General features: G+C 62.5%; 7 protein-coding genes. 5 read left to right on the top strand and 2 right to left on the bottom strand.

The window, feature by feature from the left end; all coding sequences use genetic code 11:
* The first annotated feature begins 60 nt into the window (after positions 1-60).
* Together Q0L57_RS04390 and Q0L57_RS04395 are read left to right on the top strand one after the other, a co-directional pair.
* A complete protein-coding gene (locus Q0L57_RS04390) occupies positions 61-1,095 on the top strand; it encodes an aspartate-semialdehyde dehydrogenase (RefSeq protein WP_296738656.1) in 1,035 nt (344 codons plus the stop codon).
* A 359-nt stretch (positions 1,096-1,454) separates the two neighbouring features.
* Positions 1,455-1,886: a hypothetical protein gene (locus Q0L57_RS04395; protein WP_296738659.1), complete on the top strand. Its 432-nt coding sequence runs from the start codon at positions 1,455-1,457 to the stop codon at positions 1,884-1,886.
* A 166-nt stretch (positions 1,887-2,052) separates the two neighbouring features.
* On the opposite strand, the gene Q0L57_RS04400 is transcribed toward Q0L57_RS04395, so the two are convergent.
* Positions 2,053-2,484: an ACT domain-containing protein gene (locus tag Q0L57_RS04400; RefSeq protein ID WP_296738661.1), complete on the bottom strand. Its 432-nt coding sequence runs from the start codon at positions 2,482-2,484 to the stop codon at positions 2,053-2,055.
* 160 nt (positions 2,485-2,644) lie between these two features.
* On the opposite strand from Q0L57_RS04400, the gene Q0L57_RS04405 reads away from it, so the two are divergent.
* The 3 genes from Q0L57_RS04405 (at position 2,645) to Q0L57_RS04415 (ending at position 4,017) form a co-directional block, all read left to right on the top strand.
* Positions 2,645-3,055 carry a DoxX family protein gene (locus Q0L57_RS04405; protein WP_296738663.1) on the top strand — a complete coding sequence of 137 codons (411 nt, stop codon included), beginning with the start codon at positions 2,645-2,647 and terminating at the stop codon, positions 3,053-3,055.
* 15 nt (positions 3,056-3,070) lie between these two features.
* Positions 3,071-3,598, top strand: coding sequence for an SRPBCC family protein (locus Q0L57_RS04410; RefSeq protein WP_296738665.1), 528 nt, complete (start codon positions 3,071-3,073; stop codon positions 3,596-3,598).
* Positions 3,599-3,753: 155 nt separating this feature from the next.
* Positions 3,754-4,017: a YMGG-like glycine zipper-containing protein gene (locus tag Q0L57_RS04415; protein ID WP_296738668.1), complete on the top strand. Its 264-nt coding sequence runs from the start codon at positions 3,754-3,756 to the stop codon at positions 4,015-4,017.
* A gap of 73 nt (positions 4,018-4,090) precedes the next feature.
* Here Q0L57_RS04415 and rpsP read toward each other — a convergent pair whose 3' ends face one another.
* Positions 4,091-4,483 carry a 30S ribosomal protein S16 gene (gene rpsP / locus Q0L57_RS04420; RefSeq protein WP_296738671.1) on the bottom strand — a complete coding sequence of 131 codons (393 nt, stop codon included), beginning with the start codon at positions 4,481-4,483 and terminating at the stop codon, positions 4,091-4,093.
* Positions 4,484-4,488: the final 5 nt, after the last annotated feature.

Below are 4,488 nucleotides of genomic sequence, written 5' to 3' on the forward strand. Positions count from 1 at the left end.
ACCCGCATGAGGCCGGCGGGTTTTCTCCAACAACCAAGCGGAGAGGGACAGGAGATCTCTATGAGTTTCAAGGTTGCGGTAGTCGGCGCCACGGGCAATGTGGGCCGAGAAATGCTGAACATTCTGGACGAACGCGGTTTCCCCGTGAGCGAGGTCGTGGCGCTCGCCTCGCGGCGCAGCCAGGGCACCGAAGTGTCCTTCGGCGACCGCACGCTGAAGGTGAAGGCGCTCGACACCTATGATTTTTCCGACACCGACCTCTGCGTCATGTCGGCCGGCGGCAACGTCTCCAAGGAATGGTCGCCCAAGATCGGCAAGCAGGGCTGCGTCGTCATCGATAATTCGTCGGCTTTCCGCTACGACCCGGATGTGCCGCTGATCGTGCCGGAAGTGAACCCGGACGCGATCGAGCTGTTCTCGCGCAAGAACATCATCGCCAACCCGAACTGCTCGACGGCGCAGCTGGTCGTGGCGCTGAAGCCGCTGCACGATGTCGCCACCATCAAGCGCGTTGTCGTCGCGACCTACCAGTCGGTGTCGGGCGCGGGCAAGGAAGGCATGGACGAGCTCTTCACCCAGACCCGCGCGGTCTTCGTCGCCGACCAGGTCGACGTCAAGAAGTTCACCAAGCGCATCGCCTTCAACGTCATCCCGCATATCGACGTCTTCCTCGATGACGGCTTCACCAAGGAAGAGTGGAAGATGGTGGCCGAAACCAAGAAGATGCTCGACCCCAAGATCAAGCTGACGGCGACCTGCGTGCGCGTGCCGGTGTTCATCGGCCACTCGGAAGCGGTCAACATCCAGTTCGAGAAGCCGATCACTGCCGACGAGGCGCGCGAGATCCTGCGCGAGGCGCCGGGCTGCCAGGTGCTCGACAAGCGCGAGAACGGCGGCTACATCACGCCGCTCGAATCGGCTGGCGAGGACGCCACCTTCATTTCGCGCATCCGCGAGGACTCGACCGTCGACAACGGCCTGGCGATGTGGGTGGTCTCCGACAATTTGCGCAAGGGCGCGGCGCTGAACGCCGTGCAGATCGCCGAGCTGCTGGTCGAGCGCGGCCTGATCCAGCCGAAGAAGAAGGCGGCCTGACGGCGGTTATTTTCGCTCACGGGCCGTACCGCCGCTGCCGCGGCTGGCCCTGCGCGGGCGCGCCGGACGACCGGCGGCCCGCAGTCGCGGGCTCGGCCTTCGGCCGGGGGTGCCTGTCCTTCTTCCCGTTTAACGGGGAGAAGGTGCCCGAGGGCGGACTAGGGGCGCCGGCCTGAGCGATCGCGGCAGACCGTAATTCGCCCGGCGCTGCCATTGCCAAGACGATGTGCGCCTCACTCAAGCGTTCGATGGATGGCGATATTGCCGGCGCTCTCGACCGGCCCAACATGACATTCTCGACGCACTGATTGATTGGCTTATTATGCTTGCATCTCCGTCAGAGCTTTACGAAGGTAAGCATGGCCAGAATGGTTGCATTACTTCGGCTCATACTTTGGTTAGCCTGTTGTGCCGCAATAACATCGTGCGGGCAGGATGTTCCGCCCCTATTGCAGGGGGTGTCAGCCCGAGGCGGTTGGTACGGCGGCTGCCCGCGCCCCGCTTCGGCAAGCAAGGAGAAACCTGCGCTTTCGCCCGAGCTCGATCAGCGTTTGCGAGTACAATTTCCTCCCGGGACCCCGGCAAGCAAACTTTCGACTACGTTGGTCAATCAAGGTTTCACGATTGGGTCGCCTTGCAAGGAAGATACTTCTATCAAGGTGGCTAATTACATCCAGAAAGAAGATGGTATTCTTCTTTTAACTCGCACCGAATCATCGGTGTTCTGGAAAGTCCATGAGCAAGAAAACATTGTGTGGACTCAAGGATTTGTAATGTTTATCGGCCTCTGATTTTCGAAAATGCCGATAGTCACCTGTCGGATGTTCTTTATACGCTTACAGATATGCATAGGAAATGAGCTGGCCGACCTGTGGCTTGGGACGCGGCATGCCTTAGTTTTCATCCAGCAAGGCATCGAGATCGTCGTGTTCCCCGATGACATGCGGCCGCTGGCGATCACCTCGATTTCGTCACTGTCAGATCCTTGGTCGCAAACGCCGCCAGTTGCCCCAAGAGCCCCAGCGCCTCATCCGCCCGCTCCGCCGGCACGAACAGGTGGTCGTGATAGAAGGCGGAGACCGGATTGACGCCCATGCCGGCGGCCGCCAGCCGGGTCGTGATGGCGGCGAGGAAGCCGACTGCCTCCAGCGAGGAATGGATGTCGAGCGTGATCATGCGGCAGCGGAACGTGCCGGCGATGCCTGCCGCATCCGCCTGTTCCTCCGCCAGGATCAGCGTCAGGCCCTCGGCCTCGCGGAAGGTCATGACCGGATCGAGCCCTTCCGGAAGAGACTTGCCCGGCGGCAGCGTCGCAAAGATATAGGCTCCGGGAAGCAGGTGCGGCGTCATCGACGCCAGCAGTCTTTGCAGGTCTGTCTCGCCGGCCATTATGTCCTCGCTCCGATGTTCCTCAGTAGATCATCTGGCGGGGTGCCGGTAGGGCAGCGGTGAAAAGAGAGGCCGCCATGTCGGATTCCGGCATGGTTCCCCGTCCTTGGGTCGAAGCTGGCAAAGTGCCGGCATTCGAAACATCCTGGAGGGAACATCAATGACCATTTCTGAAGCCGCGCCCGCTTCAAAGGGCGCCTTGTGGACCGGACGCGTGCTCAGCGCCGTCGTGGTGCTGTTCATGATCTTCGACGGCGTCATCAAGCTGCCGCCGCTCGATATCGTCACCCAGACGATGGCGCAGCTCGGCTGGCCGGCCGATATCGGCACCGCGCGCCTGCTCGGCATTGTCGGGCTGGTCTCGACCGCTCTCTATGCCCTGCCGCGCACCTCGGTGCTCGGCGCCATTCTGCTGACCGGCTATATGGGCGGCGCCATTTCCACGCATGTGCGCATCGGCAATCCGCTGTTTTCGCATACGCTGTTCGGCGCCTATCTCGGCGTCATGCTATGGGGCGGGCTCTATCTGCGCGATCCCCGGGTGCGCGCGCTCATACCGTTCGCCCGCTAAGCAGGGAGAGAAAAAATGCTTGCCACCATCCTCATCATCGTGATCGTCGTCATCGCCGCCGTGCTGATCTACGCCGCGACACAGGCGAACGACTTCGTCGTCAGCCGCTCCGCCAGCATCAAGGCGCCGGCTGAGGCGATCTTTCCGCTGATCAACGATTTTCGGCGCTGGCCCGAGTGGTCGCCCTACGAGAAACTCGATCCGCAGATGAAGCGCACACTTTCCGGCGCCGAAGCCGGCAAGGGCGCCGCCTATGCCTGGGAAGGCAACAACAAGGCCGGTATCGGCCGCATGGAGATAGCCAATTCCGTATCGCCATTGCTGGTCGCGTTGAGGCTCGATTTCGAAAAGCCGTTTCGGGCCAACAACACGGTGGACTTCACTTTGGCCCCTGGCGGAGACGCCACGACGGTTACCTGGGCGATGAAAGGAGCCCGGCCGTTCATCGCCAAGCTGATGGGCCTCTTCATGAATTTCGACAAGATGATCGGCAAGGATTTCGAAGCCGGCCTTGCCAACCTGAAGCGTGTTACCGAGCGCTAATTCGTCAGCACTCTCAAGGGCATTGGGGCCGACCGGCGCAGCTCGCGCCGGCGCTTGAAACAGCAATGCTCATTCTTTTTTTGGATCAAATTAGCCGCCTGCGAGTTAAGGAGCGTGGCGGTGAGGACGGCGATCCGCGTGAGAGAGGAACTGAAATGAAGAAAGCAATGACCATTCTGGTGCTGACGATGGCGCTCGGCGCGTGCTCGCAGACGGAAAAAGGCGCCGCGATCGGCGGTCTGGGCGGCGCGGCGGTCGGCGCCGCGGTTGCCGGGAACCCGGTGCAGGGCGCGGTCGTCGGCGGCGCCGTCGGCGCGATTGCCGGTGCACTGATCGGCCATGCCAGCGAGAGCGGCCAGTGCCGTTACCGCGACCGCTATGGGCGGGTCTACGTCGCGCGTTGTCCGCAGGGCTATTGAGGCATCACGGCCGGAGCCAAAGAAAAACGGCGGGCAAAGCCCGCCGTTTTATTATGTGAAGATATGCCGGTGATTATTCCGCGGTAGCAGCTTCCGGCGCGGCGGTTGCCGCGGCGACGGCGGCAGCGGCGTCGTCCTGCGCCTTCTTCAGAAGGGCGGCGCGTTCCTGCGCCTTCTTGCCCGGCTCGGCCTTCTTCGGGTTGGAGCGGGCCTCGCGCTTGGCAAGGCCGGCCTCGTCGAGGAAGCGCAGCACGCGGTCGGTCGGCTGGGCGCCGTGCGAGAGCCAGTGCTTGACGCGGTCGGCGTCAACCTTGACGCGCTCGCCGTCCTTCGGCAGCAGCGGGTTCCAGGAACCCAGCGCCTCGATGAAGCGGCCGTCGCGCGGCGAGCGGGCGTCGGCGACGACGACGTGGTAGTAAGGACGCTTCTTCGAGCCCGCGCGGGCCAGTCTGATCTTCAGTGCCATTCTTT

The sequence above is a fragment of the Mesorhizobium sp. genome (assembly GCF_024509055.1).
GTDB lineage: Bacteria > Pseudomonadota > Alphaproteobacteria > Rhizobiales > Rhizobiaceae > Mesorhizobium.